This window comes from Streptomyces sp. NPDC039423 (genome assembly GCF_055598725.1).
On sequence record NZ_JBVKAH010000001.1, the window covers coordinates 828,221 to 844,173 of the forward strand.

General features: G+C 74.2%; 12 protein-coding genes and 2 pseudogenes. 7 read left to right on the forward strand and 7 right to left on the reverse strand.

Annotated elements, in window-relative coordinates; all coding sequences use genetic code 11:
• Positions 1-279: 279 nt before the first annotated feature.
• Positions 280-1,800, reverse strand: coding sequence for a leucyl aminopeptidase (locus ACZ7LK_RS03690; protein ID WP_392276082.1), 1,521 nt, complete (start codon positions 1,798-1,800; stop codon positions 280-282).
• A 303-nt stretch (positions 1,801-2,103) separates the two neighbouring features.
• Here ACZ7LK_RS03690 and ACZ7LK_RS03695 point away from each other — a divergent pair, with 303 nt between their 5' ends.
• From ACZ7LK_RS03695 to ACZ7LK_RS03715, 5 genes are read left to right on the forward strand one after another with little or no spacing between them, the layout of a single operon-like run.
• Positions 2,104-4,158, forward strand: coding sequence for a hypothetical protein (locus ACZ7LK_RS03695; protein ID WP_471138220.1), 2,055 nt, complete (start codon positions 2,104-2,106; stop codon positions 4,156-4,158).
• 41 nt (positions 4,159-4,199) lie between these two features.
• On the forward strand, positions 4,200-5,738 hold the full coding sequence (gene pelF, locus ACZ7LK_RS03700; protein ID WP_471138222.1) for a GT4 family glycosyltransferase PelF: 1,539 nt from the start codon (positions 4,200-4,202) through the stop codon (positions 5,736-5,738).
• Positions 5,738-7,261, forward strand: a complete 1,524-nt coding sequence (locus tag ACZ7LK_RS03705) for a hypothetical protein (RefSeq protein WP_471138224.1) — start codon at positions 5,738-5,740, stop codon at positions 7,259-7,261. Before pelF ends, ACZ7LK_RS03705 begins: the two co-directional genes overlap by 1 nt.
• Before the next feature lie 18 nt (positions 7,262-7,279).
• Positions 7,280-7,888: a spherulation-specific family 4 protein gene (locus tag ACZ7LK_RS03710; protein ID WP_392276086.1), complete on the forward strand. Its 609-nt coding sequence runs from the start codon at positions 7,280-7,282 to the stop codon at positions 7,886-7,888.
• Positions 7,885-8,679, forward strand: coding sequence for an endo alpha-1,4 polygalactosaminidase (locus tag ACZ7LK_RS03715; RefSeq protein WP_469464925.1), 795 nt, complete (start codon positions 7,885-7,887; stop codon positions 8,677-8,679). Before ACZ7LK_RS03710 ends, ACZ7LK_RS03715 begins: the two co-directional genes overlap by 4 nt.
• 18 nt (positions 8,680-8,697) lie before the next feature.
• Here the strand turns inward: ACZ7LK_RS03715 and ACZ7LK_RS03720 are convergent, their stop codons facing one another.
• Both ACZ7LK_RS03720 and ACZ7LK_RS03725 read right to left on the reverse strand, forming a co-directional pair.
• A complete protein-coding gene (locus tag ACZ7LK_RS03720; protein WP_392276088.1) occupies positions 8,698-8,901 on the reverse strand; it encodes a cold-shock protein in 204 nt (67 codons plus the stop codon).
• A gap of 66 nt (positions 8,902-8,967) precedes the next feature.
• On the reverse strand, positions 8,968-9,795 hold the full coding sequence (locus ACZ7LK_RS03725) for an adenosylcobinamide-GDP ribazoletransferase (protein WP_471138618.1): 828 nt from the start codon (positions 9,793-9,795) through the stop codon (positions 8,968-8,970).
• Between the two features lie 37 nt (positions 9,796-9,832).
• Between ACZ7LK_RS03725 and ACZ7LK_RS03730 the strand changes: the two are divergent.
• Positions 9,833-10,576, forward strand: a pseudogene (locus tag ACZ7LK_RS03730) (hypothetical protein); the annotation flags it as partial.
• Positions 10,577-10,704: 128 nt separating this feature from the next.
• On the opposite strand, the pseudogene ACZ7LK_RS03735 reads toward ACZ7LK_RS03730, so the two are convergent.
• From ACZ7LK_RS03735 to ACZ7LK_RS03750, 4 genes and pseudogenes are all read right to left on the reverse strand, one after another.
• Positions 10,705-11,403, reverse strand: a pseudogene (locus ACZ7LK_RS03735) (hypothetical protein); the annotation flags it as partial.
• A complete protein-coding gene (locus ACZ7LK_RS03740; protein ID WP_471138227.1) occupies positions 11,400-13,163 on the reverse strand; it encodes a phosphatidylglycerol lysyltransferase domain-containing protein in 1,764 nt (587 codons plus the stop codon). The pseudogene ACZ7LK_RS03735 and the gene ACZ7LK_RS03740, both read right to left, overlap by 4 nt.
• A gap of 94 nt (positions 13,164-13,257) precedes the next feature.
• Positions 13,258-14,388, reverse strand: a complete 1,131-nt coding sequence (gene cobT, locus ACZ7LK_RS03745; RefSeq protein ID WP_471138229.1) for a nicotinate-nucleotide--dimethylbenzimidazole phosphoribosyltransferase — start codon at positions 14,386-14,388, stop codon at positions 13,258-13,260.
• A 17-nt stretch (positions 14,389-14,405) separates the two neighbouring features.
• A complete protein-coding gene (locus tag ACZ7LK_RS03750; protein WP_392276091.1) occupies positions 14,406-15,605 on the reverse strand; it encodes a bifunctional adenosylcobinamide kinase/adenosylcobinamide-phosphate guanylyltransferase in 1,200 nt (399 codons plus the stop codon).
• Positions 15,606-15,685: 80 nt separating this feature from the next.
• Between ACZ7LK_RS03750 and ACZ7LK_RS03755 the strand changes: the two genes are divergently transcribed.
• On the forward strand, positions 15,686-15,895 hold the full coding sequence (locus tag ACZ7LK_RS03755) for a hypothetical protein (protein ID WP_392276092.1): 210 nt from the start codon (positions 15,686-15,688) through the stop codon (positions 15,893-15,895).
• Positions 15,896-15,953 lie beyond the last annotated feature (58 nt).

Sequence of the window (15,953 nt, forward strand, 5' to 3'; positions counted from 1 at the left end):
GACGGTCGATCGTGCTCGACCCCTCGTTCCTCGGGGCCTCCGCGCGTTCTCCCTTTCGGCACCCACCGCGCCCCTTCGCCTCACTCGCCCCCCTCATCCGGCTCGGTTCGGCTCCGGGGCGCTCAAGCGTGCGCCGACGGTCGATCGTGCTCGACCCCTCGTTCCTCGGGGCCTCCGCGCGTTCTCCCTCTCGGCACCCGCCGCGCCCCTTCGCCTCACTCGCCGGACGTGCGGCGGCCCCGGGCGGGGGTCCGCCCGGGGCCGCTGGTCACGCGGGTGTCAGCCGAGGTCGCCCGCGGCGGTGCGCTCCGCGAGCTTCACCAGGGTGCGGACCGCCGAGCCCGTACCGCCCTTCGGGGTGTAGCCGAAGGGGCCGCCCTCGTTGAAGGCGGGGCCGGCGATGTCCAGGTGGGCCCAGGTGATGCCCTCGCCGACGAACTCCTTGAGGAACAGGCCGGCCACCAGGCCGCCGCCCATCCGCTCGCCCATGTTGGCGATGTCGGCGGTGGGGGAGTCCATGCCCTTGCGCAGGTCGGCCGGGAGCGGCATCGGCCAGGACGCCTCGCCGACCTCCTCCGCGATCTCGTGGATCGCGGTACGGAAGGCGTCGTCGTTCGCCATGATGCCGAACGTGCGGTTGCCCAGCGCCAGCACCATCGCGCCGGTCAGGGTCGCCACGTCGACGATCGCGTCCGGGTTCTCCTCCGAGGCGCGGGTCAGGGCGTCCGCCAGGACCAGGCGGCCCTCGGCGTCGGTGTTCAGGACCTCGACGGTCTTGCCGCTGTACATGCGCAGCACGTCACCGGGGCGGACCGCGGAACCGGACGGCATGTTCTCGGCGAGCGCCAGCCAGCCGGTGACGTTCACCTCCAGGCCCAGACGGGCGGCGGTGACGACGGCGGCGAACACCGCGGCCGCGCCGCTCATGTCGCACTTCATCGTCTCGTTGTGGCCGGCCGGCTTCAGCGAGATGCCGCCCGAGTCGTAGGTGATCCCCTTGCCGACCAGGGCGAGCGTCTTGTCCGCCTTGGGGTGCGTGTACGCCAGCTTCACCAGGCGCGGGCCGTTCTCCGAGCCCTGGCCGACGCCCAGGATGCCGCCGTACCCGCCCTTGACGAGAGCCTTCTCGTCCAGGACCTGCACCTTGATGCCGTGCTCCTTGCCGGCCGCGGTGGCGATGGCGGCGAAGGACTCGGGGTACAGATCGTTCGGCGGGGTGTTGACCAGGTCACGGGCGCGGTTGATCTCCTCGGCCAGCGCGACGGCGCGCTCGACCCCGGCCTTGTACGCCTTGTCGCGCGGCTTGGCGCCCAGCAGGACCACCTCGGCGAGCGGGCCCTTGGCGTCCTTGCCCCGCTCCTGGTAGGCCGTGAACGCGTACGCGCCCAGCAGCGCGCCCTCCGCGATCGCCTCCGCGTCCTCGACGGCCTCGACCGGCAGGGCGAACGCGGCCTTCTTCGTGCCGGCCAGCGCGCGGGCGGCGGAACCGGCGGCACGGCGCAGCGCCTCGGCGTCGTACGTCTCGTCCTTCTCCGGAGCCGCGCCGAGCCCCACCACCAGGACGACCGGGGCCTTCAGCCCGGACGGCGAGGGGAGCTTGGTCACCTCGCCCTCGGAGCCCGAGGCGCCGAGGGTCTCCAGGACGGTGGCGAGCTTCCCGTCGAACGCCTTGTCCACGGCCTCGGCGCCCGGAGCGGCAACGAGCCCCTTGCCGCCCTTCGGGCTCTTGGCGACGCCGACGACGAGAACATCGGCGCGCAGGGTCGCCGCGCCGGCGGTGCTGAGAGTGAGAGCAGTCACGGTGGTGAAATCTCGCTTCCGTTGAGTTCTGAGGCGGTCGAGGGATGGGACGACCGGGTCCTGCCGCATCGTAAGTCCCGCCCGGAGAGACCGTGAACGAGCCTACGCGTGCTGTCCGGTTTCCCTCACGGCGACGGCAATTCACTCATCCGTGGCGTCTCTCCGACGTTTGCCGCGTCAACCGCTGAGAGCTGCGTCACACTCCCTGCAATCGTGCAAGGGAGCAACGTACCCCTTTGCATCATCTCCACAGATCCTCCCGGCGCCCGCGCGCCCGGAGGACCTCACGAGGGGGGAACACATATGCATACTTTCCGACGCCGTGGCGCGAGAGCGGCGGGCTCGCTGCCGGCCGCGACGCTGCTGGTCACCGCGCTGCTCGCGACGGCCGTCCCGGCCGGGACCGCGTCCGCGGCCGAACCGGCGCCGCGCATCGACCTGACGGTGCTCGTGGTGGACGACGGCGGCGGCGCCGTGGGGGCGATCACTTCCGAACTCAAGGGTTCCGGGGTCCCGTACCGCACCGTCCGCCTCTCCGACTCCGCCCGCCCCGTCATCGACGCGGCGTTCCTGGCCGACACGGTCGACGGCCGGCCCCGCGCCAAGTACCAGGGCGTCGTCCTGCCCGACGAGGCGCCGACCGGCCTGTCGGAGGCCGAACGGACCGCCCTCGGCGCGTACGAGCAGAAGTTCGACGTGCCCCAGGTCGACGCCTACACCTGGTCCCACCCCGGCGTCGGCCTCGACTACACCAGCGAGGGCGGCCGCTCCGGCGTCCTCGACGGCGTCCGCACCGACGTGACCGCCGCCGGCAAGGCCGGCCCGTTCCGGTACCTCGACGGACCGCTCGCCTTCGAGGACAACGCCCCGGACGTCGCCGAGAGTTACGGGTACGCCGGCCGGCCCCGCGAGGGCTACACCAGCTACCTCGACGTCCCCACCGACGACGGCGGGCGGGCCAGCCTCATCGGCCAGTACGCCCACGACGGCCGGCGCGAGCTGGTCGTCACCTTCGCCTACAACCAGCACCAGCGGCAGTTCCGCGCCCTGGCCCGCGGCATCGTGGAGTGGCTGACCGGAGGCGTCCACCTCGGCCGGAACCGCAACTACCTGTCCGTCCACATCGACGACGTCTTCGCCCCCGACGCCCGCTGGGACACCGCCCGCAACTGCACGCCCGGCGACTTCGACTGCGTCGGCGGCGACGGCGAGGGCACCACGCCCATCCGGATGACCGCGGCCGACGCCCAGTACGCCGCCCAGTGGCAGCGCTCCTCCGGCTTCACCCTCGACATGGTCTACAACGCCGGAGCCGGCGAGGAGTGGAAGACCGAGAACGGCGGCACCGACCCGCTCGCCGCCCAGCTCGTCGCCGACCGCGCCCAGTACCGCTGGGTCAACCACACCTACACGCACCCCTTCCTCGGCTGCGTCCAGGACACCTCCACCGTCCCCTGGACCTGCGCCAAGGACGCGTACGGCAACACCCGGTACATGAGCCGGGCCGAGATCGCCGCCCAGATCCGCGACAACCACACCTGGGCCGTCAACCGCGGCATCGCCCTCGACCGCACCGAACTCGTCACCGGCGAGCACTCCGGCCTCAAGACGCTGCCGCAGCAGCCCGCCGACAACCCCAACCTGGCCGGCGCCCTCGCCGACACCGGCGTCAAGTGGATCGCCAGCGACAACTCCCGCGAGCCCCAGCAGCGTCCCGTCGGCGCCGCGAAGACCGTCCCGCGCCACCCGATGAACGTGTACTACAACGTCGGCACCGCCGCCGAGATGGCCGACGAGTACAACTGGATCTACGCCTCCAGGGAGGACGGCGGCAGCGGCGTCTGCGAGACCAACCCCGCCTCCACCTGCCTCGACGAGCCGCTCGACGTGACCACCGGGTACGCCTCGTACATCGTCCCGCAGGAGGCCCGCATCGCGCTGGGCCACGTCATCGCCAACGACCCCCGCCCGCACTACGTGCACCAGTCCAACCTCGCCGAGGACCGCATCCTCTACCCGGTCCTGGACCGGATCCTCACCGACTACCGCGCCCTGTTCGCCGACAACACCCCGATCGTCAACCCCCGCCACCGCGACGCCGGTACGGAACTCTCCCGCCGCGCGGCCTGGGACCAGGCCCTCGCGGCCGGGAAGGTCACCGCGTACCGCATCGGGAACACCGTCACCGTCAAGGCCCCGGCCGGAGTGACCGCCCCCGTCACCGCCCCCGAGGGAACCCGCAAGAACCTGCTCCTCGGCACGGCGGCGTTCGGCACCCCCTACGCCGGCGCCCGGTCGGCCTGGACCGCGCCCGAGGCGCTCCAGTCCGCGGTCACCCTCACGCTGCCGACCGCCTGACGCCCGACGCCAGTACCACTTCACATCCGGGGGGATCACCGATGCCGCGCAGCGGCCGCCATGTCACCATGCTCACCGAAGGCACCTACCCGCACGTCCACGGGGGCGTCAGCACCTGGTGCGACCAGCTCGTCCGGGGCATGCCCGAGGTCGACTTCCACGTCCTGGCCCTGACCGGCAGCGGCCGCGAGCCGGTCACCTGGGAGCTGCCGGCCAACCTCTACCGCCACACCTCGTTCCCGCTGTGGGGCCCGGCCCAGGGGCGCGGCCGGCCCCTGATCGGCCGGGACCGGCGCCGCTTCACCGACACCTGGGAACGCTTCCTGCTGTCGGTGCTCGACCCGTCGGCCGGCTGCGACTTCGCCGAAGGCCTGTACGCCCTGGCCGCGCTGGCCCGGCGCGGCAGGCTCTCGGCGGCCCTCCGGTCCGAGTCCGTAATCCGCTCGCTGATGTGGATCTGGACGATGCCGCACCTCAAGACCGCGGCCGCCCGCCCCACCGTCCACGACGCCCTGACCGCCACCGACCTCCTCGAACACGCGCTGCGCCCGCTCGCCGCCCGCGTCCCCGACGACAGCGTCGCCCACGCCGTCTCCAGCGGCCTGGCCACCCTCCCCGCGCTCGCCGCCCAGCACTTCGACGGCGTGCCCTTCCTCCTCACCGAGCACGGCATCTACCTGCGCGAGCGCTACCTCGGCTACCGCAGTGCCGCCCAGCGCTGGCCCGTCAAGGCGCTGATGCTCGGCTTCTACCGGGAACTCAACACCCTCGGCTACCGCAAGGCCGACCTCATCACCCCCTGCAACCAGTACAACCGCCGCTGGGAGGAGCGGGGCGGCGCCCCCAGCGACCGCATCCGCACCGTCTACAACGGCGTCGACCCGCACGCCTTCCCCCTCGCCGGACCCGAACCGGACGTCCCCACCCTGAGCTGGTGCGGCCGTGTCGACCCCATCAAGGACCTGGAGACGCTCATCAGGGCGTACGCCATCGCCCGCGCCGAACTCCCGGAGCTGCGGCTGCGGTTGTTCGGCCCCGTCCCGGCCGGCAACGAGGACTACCGGACGCGGCTGGAGAAGCTCGCCGCCGAACGGGGCGTCACCGACGGCATCACCTACGAGGGCCGCGTCGACGACGTGGCGAGCGCCTACGCGGCGGGCAGCCTGGTGATGCTCTCCTCCATCAGCGAGGGGTTCCCCTTCTCGCTCATCGAAGCCATGTCCTGCGGCCGGGCCACCGTCTCCACCGACGTGGGCGGGGTACGGGAAGCGGTCGGCGACACCGGGCTGGTCGTCCCGCCCCGCGAGCCCGCGGTGATGGCCGAGGCCGTCCTCACCCTGCTGCGCGACGACGCGCGCCGCGCGGAACTGGGGCGGCGGGCCCGGCAGCGGGTCGTCGACCAGTTCACCCTCCGCCGCTCCGTCGACGGCTTCCGCCGCATCTACCGGGAACTGGCCGGGCACCCCGAGCCACGGCCGGCGGCCGACGACACCCGCGACTGGACCCTCCAGCTCCGCATCACCGACCCCTGGCGCGACCTCGGCGCCGAGGACGACCTCCTGACCGAGGAGGCGGCCTGATGAGCGGTTCCCTGTGGCTGAAGCCGGAGTCCGCCGGACTGGACACCCTGCCCGCCGTGCCCCGGCCCCGGCCCCGGCCGAGCTGGGCGGCCGCCGACCCCGTCGACGAGCTCACCACCCGGCTGGAGGACGTGATAGCGGCCGCCGTCCACCCCGACGAGATAGCGGCCGTCCTCGAATCCGACGGGATGTCCGACGACCACATACGCCTCACCTACGGCCGGGAGGACTCCTTCGCCCTCGCCGAGGACCTCTACGCGCGCGTGGAGCGGCGGTACCCCGAGCCGGAAGGACCACCCGCCGACCCCTGGCACACCGGCCTCGGCGGCTGCCTCCTGCGCGGCCTGGTCTTCGCCCTCCCCGGCCTGGCCTATGTGCTCGGCGCCCCGCTCCTGGCCGGCCCCACCGGGGTCCACGGCCTGCCCACCGGCACCGTCCCGCTGCTCGCCGGGGCGGTCACCGGCTGGGTGTGGAACCAGGCCCTGTCCCACCGCGCCCACTCCTGGCTCGGCCTCGGCGACCGCCGGGCCGCCATGCGCACCCTGCTCCTCGGCGCCCCGGCCGGCGCCCTCCTCGGGGCCCTGGTGGCCTTCGCGGCGGCGGCCGGACCGGGGGAGTGGGGCGGCGCCGCCTTCGCCGCCGGCCAGGCGGTGTACCTGGCCGCCGCGACCGTCCTGCTGGTGCTGGACGGGGAGAAGGCCCTGCTGGGCGCGCTGGCCCCGCTGATCGCCGGCACGCCCGCCGCCTACTGGCTCGGCCTCCCGGGCCCGGCCCGGGCGGCCCTGCTCGGCACCTCCCTGGCCCTGGCGGTCGCCCTCGCCGGACGTGCCCTGCTCCCCGGGCCGGCGCCCACGGGGGAGCGGGGCCCGGGGTCGCCGGAGCGGGAGCCGGGGCCGGCCCGGGACCCGGGGCGGGAGCGGCGCGGGGTGGCCGGGCCGCGGCTCGCCGCCTCCGTGCCGTACGGCCTGTTCGGGCTGGGCACCGGCGGGCTCGTCCTGTACGCCGCGATCGGTGACGTGCTGGGCGGGGGCGCGGCGGCGGGCGTGGCCGCGCCCACCGCCGTGGCGCTCACCCTGTCCATGGGGCCCGCCGAATGGCTGCTGCACCGGTTCCGCAGCGAGAGCCTCGCCGGGCTGCGGGCCTCCACCAGCACCGGCGCCTTCCGCCGGGCCACGGCCACCACGCTGGCGCTGTGCCTCACCGTCTACCTGGCGGTGCTGCTGGCCCTCGCCGTGACCGGCTCCCTGCTGTGGCCGGGCGCCCCCGACATCGGCGGCATCCGGCTCGCCTCGCTGCTGCTGATCGGTACGGTGCTGTGGGCCGCCCTGCTGCTCCAGTCGTTCGGGGCGGTGCTCAGCGCCTCGGTGGTCTGCGGGGCGGCGACCGCCGCGCAGACGGTGGCACTGGCGACCGGCACGGGGGACCCGGACCTGATCGGCGCGGGAGTCGCCGGGGTGGCCGCCGTGGTACTGGCCGTCCTGGGGGCCGTCCTGCTGGGGCGGGCGACCGCACACCGCACGTAGAAACAGAAGGAAACGTACGTGGACCTGCTGGTGCCCTACTACGAGCATCCCGCCGTACGCCCCGCGGAGTGGGACGCCCTGATCGCCGCCGCCCCGCTGCTGTACGGCGTGGTGCTCAACCCGGCGAGCGGCGCCGGCACGGCGCCCGACCCGGCGTTCGTCACGGTCGCGGACCGGCTGCGGGCAGCCGGCGTGTGCGTCCTCGGCTACACCGACACCGACTACGGCCGCCGGCCGCACGCCGACGTCCTCACCGACCTGGTCCGCCACCGCGACTGGTACGGCGCCGACGGCGCCTTCCTCGACCAGGTGCCCACCGACCCCGGGGCCGTGCCGCACTACCGGCGCCTGGGCGTGGCCGCCCGCGCGGCGGGCGCCGCCACCGTCGTCCTCAACCACGGCGCCCAGCCCCACCCCTCGTACGCCGAACTGGCCGACCTGCTCGTCACGTTCGAGGGCCCGTGGGACACCTACCGGGAGCTGGACCTGCCGGTGGCGGAGCACTTCTGCCACCTGGTGTACGCGGCCCCGGCGAGTGCACGCCTCTCCACCCGGGTGAAGTGCGCGGTCCCCGGCTCCGGGGCACATCCGTGGGGAACGCTCCCCCACGCCCTGGAGTGCCCGTGAAACGCCGCGTACCGCTCCTCATCGCCGCCCTGCTGCTGCTGACGGCCGGCTGCACCTCCACCTCCGACGACGAGCCCGGCCCGCCGCGCGCCGGGCGCTGGCGGCCCACGCCCGGCCAGCCCTGGCAGTGGCAGCTCAGCGGACGCCTGGACATGTCGGTGGACGTGCCGGTGTACGACATCGACGGCTTCGACCACCCGGAGTCCACCGTCGCCGACCTGCACCGGCGCGGCCGCAAGGTGATCTGCTACCTGTCGACCGGCGCGTGGGAGGACTGGCGTCCCGACGCCGGGAAGTTCCCCCGGGCGGTGCTCGGGAAGGGCAACGGCTGGGAGGGCGAGAGATGGCTCGACATCCGCGCCACCGACGTCCTCGAACCGCTGATGGCCGACCGCCTGGACATGTGCCGGGACAAGGGCTTCGACGCGGTCGAGCCCGACAACATGGACGGCTACGCCAACCGCACCGGCTTCCCCCTCACGGCCGCCGACCAGCTCCGCTACAACCGCCTCGTCGCCCGCCTCGCGCACGACCGCGGCCTCGCGGTGGGCCTGAAGAACGACCTGGACCAGATCCCCCAGCTCCTGGACGACTTCGACTTCGCGGTCAACGAGCAGTGCGCCGAGCACGACGAGTGCCCGGCGCTCAGCCCGTTCATCGAGGCGGACAAGGCCGTGTTCCACGTGGAGTACGAGCTTCCGACGCACGCGTTCTGCCCGGAGGCCGAGCGGCTGCGGCTGAGCTCGATGCTGAAACGGTACGACCTGGGCGCCTGGCGGAAACCCTGCTGACGGCCCTAGGCCGTGTCCCTAGGCGGGGCTGACGTTCTCCGCCTGCGGACCCTTGGGCCCCTGGGTCACGTCGAACTGGACCTTCTGGCCCTCCTGGAGCTCACGGTACCCGGAGGCGTTGATCGCCGAGTAGTGGACGAACACATCGGGTCCGCCGCCGTCCTGCTCGATGAAACCGAAGCCCTTCTCGGGGTTGAACCACTTCACGGTGCCGGTAGACATGCTGATCGATCTCCTTCGTTCCTTCTTCCGCCGTCTACCGGGCTTCGAGGTACTTCAAACGCCGGTTCAGCCGAATGCGCCGAAGGTCAGGACGACCAGCGTCGCCGTGGCCGCGGTTTCCTCCACCGCGCCGAAGACATCACCGGTCACCCCGCCGAAGCGGCGCACGCAGCGGCCCAGCAGCCATTGGGCCGCCGCCAGGGCCCCCGCCGCCGCCACGACATGACGCAGCACCCCGTACGGGCCGTCCAGCGCCGCGCCCGCCCCGGCCGCCGCGGCCAGGACCAGCAGGGCCACGGCCAGTGCGGCGCGCGCCGGGACGGTGCCCGCCACGACCGCGCCCAGCCCCTCGGGCCGGGCCGCCGGGACGCCGGCGCGGGAGGCGAGGGTGAGCGCCAGGCGGGCGACCGTGCCGGCGACGACCGCGCCCGCCGTGCCCTGCGCCCAGCCCCGGTCCGCGTACAGCTCGTGGAGCGCGGCGACCTGGGCGAGGAGCACGAACAGCAGGGTGATGACCCCGAACGGCCCGATGTCCGACTGCTTCATGATCCGCAGCGCGTCCTCGGCTGGCTTGCCGCTGCCCAGCCCGTCCGCGGTGTCGGCCAGCCCGTCCAGGTGCAGGCCCCGGGTCAGGACGGCGGGCACGGCGGCACACGCCACCGCGGCGAGCAGCGGCCCCCCGCCGGCCAGCCCGGTCAGGCCCCCGGCCGCCGCCGCCGCGGCGCCCACCACCAGTCCGGCGAACGGGGCCCACAGCATCCCGGCGCGGGCGGCCTCCCGGTCCCAGCGGGTCACCCGGACGGGCAGCACGGTGAGGGTGCCGAAGGCGAAACGTATGCCGTCGACGCTCGTACGGCCGCGGCTACGGGTGCGGGAAGTGGTCACCGCGCGCAGGGTAGTCGGTAGGACGCCGGAATCTGGAGCGGGTGGCATGGGGCACTGGTTCTACCGCAACATCGTCGAGCCGGGGAAGCTCCCGCTGCTGGTCGCCCTGGCGTCCTTCGTGCTGACCTTCCTGATCACCCGGACCGTCACCCGGCTGATCCGGGCGGGGAAGGGCCCCTTCCGCAACGTCCGGCCCGGCGGGCTGCACATCCACCACGTGGTGCCCGGCATCGTGCTCACCCTGATCGGTGGTTTCGGCGTGGTCGCGGTGGGGCGGCACGAGGCCGGGGCCATCGTCTTCGCGGTGCTCCTGGGGATGGGCGCGGGACTCGTCCTCGACGAGTTCGCGCTGATCCTCCACCTCGACGACGTCTACTGGACCGAGCAGGGCCGCCAGAGCGTGGAGGTCGTGGTCCTCACCACGGCGCTGCTCCTGCTGGTCCTCGCCGGCTTCTCGCCGTTCGGCGTCGACGAGGTCAGCCCGCAGGAGCGGCAGGGCCGGGGCAGTTTCATCCTCACCCTCGTCCTGAACTTCCTGTTCGTGCTCATCGCCCTGTTCAAGGGCAAGTTCAGGATGGCGATCCTCGGCCTGTTCCTGTCGCCGGTCGCCGTCTTCGGGGCACTGCGCCTGGCCCGGCCCGGCTCCCTGTGGGCCCGCCGCTTCTACCGCAACCGGCCCAGGGCCCGGGCGAAGGCGGGGCTGCGGGCCTTCCACCACGACCGGCGCTGGGACAGCGCCAGGCGCCGGTTCCAGGACCTGATCGCGGGCGCCCCCGACCGCGTACTGCCCTCGCGCCGCCAGCCGGACGCCGTTCCCCCGCCGTCCGGCGCCTCGGTGGACGTCCCCCCGTCGTCCGGCGCATCGGTGAAGGACCCTCCGCCGGACGGCCACCGGTCCGGCGACCGCCCGGCGGCCGGCGGTCCACCGGCCGACGACCCGCCGCCGGAACCCCCCGCCGGGGGCCCGCCCCCGCCCGGCCGGCGCTGACGCCACGACCCCACCGCGCAGACCACCAGCACCGCCGCGATCGCCGCCAGGTGCTCCTTGCCCGCCAGGTTGCACTTGACCAGCACCTCGACCACCATCGCCGCGATCACCGCACCGCCCGTCACCCAGGCCCGGTGACGCCAGCACAGGAACACCGCGAGCCCCACGACCGCCGCCGAGGGACCGGTGTCCACGACCCGTGCGTCCTCGGCGGGCAGCCCCAGCGGGCTGTCCGGGCCGAGCGCGATGCCCAGCCGGGCGTACATGGTCCCGGCCAGTGTCGCCGCGTACGCGATCAGCAGCGTCCGCCGCCGGCCCAGACACGTCTCGGCCAGCCCGAACACCACCAGCACCTGCGCCAGCGCGCCCCACACCGGCAGGTCGAGCGCCGGGACGAACAGCGACAGGGGGGTGCGCAGCAGCGCCGGCAGCAGCGGGTCCTCGGCCCGTACGGAACCTATTCGCTGGACGAACCCGTACCCCCAGGACTGGTTCTGCACGATCTGGAAGACGGCCGTCAGGCACACCGCCCCCAGCGTCATGGCGACCGCCCGCCACGACCGGGTCACCAGGGCCGTGCGCACGGCCGCGTACAGCGGCCCCCACTCGCGGCGGGCGAACCGTCTCAACGCCGTCGGCCTTCCAGGTGCCGGTGCATCCACTTGGGCAGGCCGGGAGCCTCCAGGAACCCCTCCGCGCGGCCTGCGGCCAGCCCGATGCGCAGCAGGTCGGAACTCTTCTCGAAGAGCATGAATCGCGGCTCCCAGATCGGTCGGTACTTGGCGTTGGCGCGGTACAGCGACTCGATCTGCCACCAGCGGGAGAAGAAGCTCAGCAGGGAGCGCCACAGTCGCAGCACGGGGCCCGCCCCGAGCTTCGCGCCACGTTCGAAGACCGACCTGAACATCGCGAAGTTGAGCGAGACCTGCGTGATCCCGATCTCTCCGGCGCGCTGGAGGAGTTCGATGACCATGAACTCCACCAGGCCGTTCTCGGCGTTCCGGTCCCGCCGCATGAGGTCCAGCGACAGGCCCCGGGGCCCCCACGGCACGAAGGACAGCAGGGCGCGGGCCACGCCGTCGGCGTCGGCGCACTCCAGCATCACGCAGCGCCCGTCGGCCGGGTCGCCCAGCCGCCCCAGCGCCATCGAGAAGCCCCGCTCGGTGGCGCCGTCGCGCCAGTCGTCGGCCAGCTCCAGCAGGGCGGCCATCTCCGCGGGCGGGATGTCCTCGTGGCGGCGGATCCGCACCTGGTACCCGGCCCGCCGTACCCGGTTGTACGCCTGCCGGACGGTCCGCATCGCCCGCCCGTCCAGGGTGAACTCGGCCGTCTCCACGATCGCCTCGTCGCCCAGTTCCAGGGCGTCCAGGCCGTGCCGGGCGTAGACGGTGCCCGCCTCCTCGCCGGCACCCATCACGGCCGGGATCCAGCCGTGCTCCCGCGCCTCGGCCAGCCACGGTCCGATCGCCCCCGGCCAGGCCTCCGGGTCGCCGATGGGGTCGCCGGAGGCGAGCGAGACGCCGCTGACGACGCGGTAGGCGACGGCCGCCTTGCGGCTGGGCGACCACACCACGCTCTTCTCGCGGCGGAGCGCGAAGTAGCCGAGGGAGTCGCGCTCCCCGTGCCGTTCCAGCAGCGCCCGCAGGTCCGCCTCGTCCCCTTCGTCCAGCGGGTCGACGGCCCGGCGGGAGCGGAAGGCGGCGTACAGCACCGAGACCAGCAGCAGCGTGGACAGGATGTTGATGACGACGTCGACCCAGCCGGGCGTCACGATGTCGGGGGCGGTGTCGGTGGCGAGGGTGACCGAGCGCAGGACGCCGTAGCGCCACCGTTCGAGGAAGGTCGAGGCGGTGGTGTCGGTCGCGGTGACGAGCAGGGCGGCGAGCAGCGAGGTGACGAGCAGTCCGCCCACGGCCACCACCGTGGCCAGCCACGGATTGGAGCGGTCGCCCTTGGCGTAGAACTCGCGGCGGCCCAGCACCAGCGCCAGCACGAACGCGGCGGTCAGGACCAGGGAGACCCAGTTCTGCCCGTGCCCGCGGATCTCGGGGAACGCCATGGCGACGGCGAAGAGCAGCAGGAACAGGCCGCTGAGGACCAGGTTGAGGATCCACGCGGCGCGCTTGCGCCGGCGCATGGTGATCGCCAGGAAGAGCGTGAAGGCGCCGGAGGCGAAGCCGGCGGTCAGCAGGTACGGGGTGAAGTAGTCGTCCGAGTTGTGGCGCCGCAGGTCCTGGCCGAAGGAGACCCAGACGGCGCCGAGGAGGTTGACGAACGTGACGGCCCGCAGGTACCAGACGGCGAAGGCTGCGGAGCGCCGTGAGCGGGCGGTGCCGCCGGGTGCCGCGGCGGGGTGATCGGTGGACGCGGACAACCGGACCTCTCCCATGAAACGCGATCATATGGGGCATCGCATGACATGGCGGGCCACCGGTGCGGCCGCCCCCGCCGGGCCGGTGGGGGCGGCCGCACCGGGGTGCGCCTCAGTCCTCGCGCGGCAGATCCCGCTCCGGCAGATCCGCCGCGCCCGCCGCGCCCGCCGCGTCCTCCGCGTGGTCCTTTTCCGCCCGGTCCTTCTCGGGCAGCTCGGCCGCGAAGGCCGCCGCCGCCCGTACGAGGGGAAGTGCCAGCAATGCCCCGGTTCCTTCCCCTACGGTGACGCCATGGTCGAGCAGCGGGTTGAGCGCCATCCGGTCCAGCGCCTTCGACTGAGCCGGCTCCCCGCTCACCTGGCCCGCCAGCCACCAGTCCGGCGCCCGGAACGCCGCACGCTGCGCCACCAGCGCGCACGCCGCCGACACCACACCGTCCAGGATCACCGGCATCCGCCGCACCGCGCTCTGCAACAGGAACCCGGTCGTCGCCGCCAGGTCCGCCCCGCCGACCGCCGCCAGCAGCTCCAACTGGTCGCCCAGCACCGGCCGGGCGCGGCGCAGCGCGTCACGGATCGCCGCGCACTTGCGCATCCACGCCAGGTCGTCGATCCCCGCACCGCCCCGCCCCGTCACCACCGAGGCGTCCGTGCCGCACAGGGCGGCGATCAGCGTGGAGGCGGGGGTCGTGCCGCCCACGCTGAGGTCGCCGAGCACGACCAGATCGGTGCCCGAGTCGGCCTCCTCGTCGGCGATCGCCATCCCGAGCCGTACGGCCCGCTCGGCCTCCTCGGGGGTCAGGGCGTCCTCGACGTCGATGCGGCCGCTGCCGCGCCGCACCCGGTGCCGCACCACATCGGCGGGCAGCAGCTCCGGGTCGCAGTCCAGCCCGGCGTCCACGACGCGCACCGGCACGCCCGTGCACCGTGCCAGCACGGCCACCGGGCTCGCCCCGTCCAGCACGGCGCGCACCAGCTCGTACGTGCTTCCCGCGGGCCGGCCGGACACGTCCAGCCCGGCCACTCCGTGGTCACCGGCGAACAGCACCACGCGCGGCCGCTCCACGGGCCGCACCGGCACCGCCCCCTGCGCGGCCGACAGCCACTCGCCCAGCTCGTCGAGACGCCCGAGCGCCCCGGGCGGTACGACGAGACGCTCCCGGCGTTCCTCGGCGTCACGCCGCGTACCGCTGTCGGGGCGCTCGATCAGATCGGAGAAGTCGTCGAGATTCAGCCTGCTCATTCGCTGAACAGTACCGGTCACCCCCGCAGCACGAGGGCCTGCCCGGAGACCACCAGCAGCACGTGCTCGCACTCGTCGGCGAACGCCGCGTTCAGCCGCCCCAGCTCGTCCCGGAACCGTCTGCTGCCCGCGTCGGCGGGCACGATGCCGGCGCCCACCTCGTTCGTCACCGCGACCACCGTGCGGGGCGTGCCGCGCACCGCCGCGACCAGCTCCGCCACCCGCTCGCGCACCTCCCGCTCCCCGGTCGCGGCCCAGACGCCGTCGTCCCACGCCCCTGCCCGGTCCATCGCGTCGGTCAGCCACAGCGCCAGGCAGTCGATCAGCAGCGGCGGTCCGTCCTCGCGCAGCAGCGGGGCCAGTTCGCACGTCTCCTCCGTACGCCACGACCCCGGCCGCCGGTCCCGGTGGGCGGTCACCCGGGCCGCCCACTCGGTGTCGCCCTCCCGCTTGCCGCTCGTCGCCACGTACACCACGTCGGGAAACGCCTCCAGGCGCCGCTCGGCCTCCAGCGACTTGCCCGACCGGGCCCCGCCCGTGACCAGCGTGCGCCGGGGGACGTCGGGCACCTCGTGGTACTCGCCCACGACCAGCGTCGTCCCGTCCGGCACCGCCCGCGCCCCGGCCGCGGCCAGGCGCCGGTCCAGCTCGCCGCCGGACGGCACGTCGTGGTCCAGATGCGCCGCCACCACGTCGGTCGCCGGCCCCACGCCCCCGGCGGCCCGCAGCCGGGCCGGCCCGTCCGGCCGGGCGACCACGTCGGCGACCACCAGGTCGTACGGCCGCGCCGCCTCGGCGAACCCGGCCGGGGCGCCCCCGGGCGGCAGGTACAGCAGCCGCAGCCCCTCGGGCGACGTCACCTCGTACCCCGTACCGGGGGAGTCCATCGGCACGGCCCGCACCCGGTGCCCGCTGATCAGCGTCAGCTCCCGCCCGTCCGGCACCCGCCCCGCCGCGGGCAGCCCGGGCGGCAACTCCAGCGCGGGCCCGTCGTGCGGGTGGGTGAGCAGCACCTGGCGTACGGCGGTCAGCGAATGCCCCGCCCGGGCGGCGGCCAGCGCCGCACCGGGCGTCAGGTCGAGCAGCAGCGCCCCGTCCACGAGCAGCGCCGTGGCGGCACGCGCCCGGCTGCCGCGGGCGGTGGCGCAGGCCGCGCAGGGGCAGTCGGGGCGGGGCAGGCCGTCGGGGGCGCCGGTACCGAGCAGTGTCACTTCCACGGGACGATCCTCCCGCGTCCCCGCGCGGGGTGCGCGCCCGGCTACGCTGCGGGCAGGAAACCGATCATCTGGAGGTCCACATGGCATGGACGTGGCGGTTCGAGGGGCCCGACGGCGCGGAGGTCCGGCCGGCGGTCGAGCCGGAGGAGTTCACCACCCAGGGCGACGCGGAGTCCTGGATCGGCGAGACCTGGAAGGACCTCCTGGACGGCGGCGCCGAACAGGTCACGCTCTTCGAGGACGGCACGGAGATCTACCGCATGAGCCTCCGCGCCGCGGCCGAGTCCTGACCACTGCCTGAAAGGGCGGGCCGCCCTCCGGGGCGCCCGCCCCCGGGCCCGCGCGGCG